Below are 1,802 nucleotides of genomic sequence, written 5' to 3'. Positions count from 1 at the left end.
GGGAAGCTGCCACTCTGCCTGTTCATTTGCATTATTTTGACGGCGGTTACCGTCGTGACAACAGCACACCATACGCGGTTACTGACCGCGCAGCGTGAGCAGCTGGTTCTGGAGCGAGATGCGTTGGATATCGAATGGCGCAACTTGATCCTTGAGGAGAACGCGCTCGGCGACCATAGCCGTGTTGAACGGATCGCAACGGAAAAGCTGCAAATGCAGCATGTTGATCCCTCACAAGAAAATATCGTAGTACAAAAATAAGGATAAACGCGACGCATGAAAGCAGCGGCAAAAACGCACAAGCCAAAACGCCAGGAAGAACAAGCCAACTTTATCAGTTGGCGTTTTGCGTTACTGTGCGGCTGTATTTTGCTGGCACTGGGTTTTCTGCTGGGGCGCGTTGCCTGGCTGCAAATCATCGCGCCGGACATGCTGGTGCGTCAGGGCGATATGCGCTCTCTGCGCGTACAGGAAGTGTCCACATCGCGCGGGATGATTACCGACCGTTCAGGTCGTCCGCTGGCGGTGAGCGTTCCGGTTAAGGCGATTTGGGCCGACCCAAAAGAGGTGCATGACGCAGGCGGCGTAAGCGTTGGTGAACGCTGGAGAGCGCTGTCGACCGCGCTGAATCTCCCGCTCGATCAACTGGCTTCCCGCATTAACGCCAACCCGAAAGGGCGCTTTATCTATCTGGCGCGTCAGGTAAACCCTGACATGGCTGACTACATCAAAAAACTGAAGCTGCCAGGCATTCACCTGCGCGAAGAATCCCGCCGTTACTATCCTTCCGGAGAAGTGACCGCTCACCTTATCGGCTTTACTAACGTCGACAGCCAGGGGATTGAAGGCGTTGAGAAGAGCTTCGACAAATGGCTCACCGGGCAACCGGGCGAACGTATTGTACGTAAAGACCGTTATGGCCGCGTCATTGAGGATATTTCCTCTACCGACAGCCAGGCGGCGCATAACCTTGCGCTAAGTATCGATGAGCGTTTACAGGCGCTGGTCTACCGCGAACTGAATAACGCCGTGGCGTTTAACAAGGCGGAGTCAGGCAGTGCGGTACTGGTGGATGTGAACACCGGTGAAGTGCTGGCGATGGCCAACAGCCCGTCCTACAACCCGAACAATCTCACCGGTACGCCGAAGGATGCGATGCGTAACCGTACGATTACCGACGTGTTTGAACCGGGTTCCACCGTCAAACCGATGGTGGTGATGACGGCGCTGCAGCGTGGCGTGGTTCGCGAAAATACCGTACTTAACACTATCCCTTACCGAATTAATGGCCACGAAATTAAAGACGTGGCGCGTTATAGCGAATTGACCCTCACCGGGGTTTTGCAGAAGTCGAGTAACGTCGGTGTTTCCAAGCTGGCGTTAGCGATGCCGTCCTCAGCGTTAGTAGACACTTACTCACGTTTTGGGCTGGGAAAAGCGACCAATTTGGGGTTGGTCGGAGAACGCAGTGGCTTATATCCTCAAAAACAACGGTGGTCTGACATAGAGAGGGCCACCTTCTCTTTCGGCTACGGGCTAATGGTAACGCCGTTACAGTTAGCGCGAGTCTATGCAACGATCGGCAGCTATGGCGTTTATCGGCCACTGTCGATCACCAAAGTTGACCCTCCTGTTCCGGGCGAGCGTATCTTCCCGGAATCAACCGTGCGTACCGTGGTGCACATGATGGAAAGCGTGGCGCTGCCCGGCGGCGGCGGCGTGAAGGCGGCGATTAAAGGCTATCGTATCGCCATTAAAACCGGTACGGCGAAGAAAGTAGGGCCGGATGGCCGCTACATCAA

2 protein-coding genes are annotated in these 1,802 nt (G+C 55.0%); both read left to right on the top strand.

Features of this window, described 5'->3' with window-relative positions; genetic code table 11:
* Window positions 1-261: cell division protein FtsL (gene ftsL / locus FDW87_RS22795; RefSeq protein WP_001740592.1), on the top strand; the 261-nt coding region annotated here is incomplete at its 5' end.
* A 15-nt stretch (window positions 262-276) separates the two neighbouring features.
* Window positions 277-1,802, top strand: a 1,526-nt coding sequence (gene ftsI, locus FDW87_RS15975) for a peptidoglycan glycosyltransferase FtsI (protein WP_252363211.1), incomplete at its 3' end; no start/stop codon positions are given.

It is taken from the genome of Citrobacter sp. wls826 (assembly GCF_005281245.1).
Lineage (GTDB): Bacteria > Pseudomonadota > Gammaproteobacteria > Enterobacterales > Enterobacteriaceae > Citrobacter > Citrobacter braakii.
This window is presented reverse-complemented; position numbering and strand designations above follow the sequence as displayed.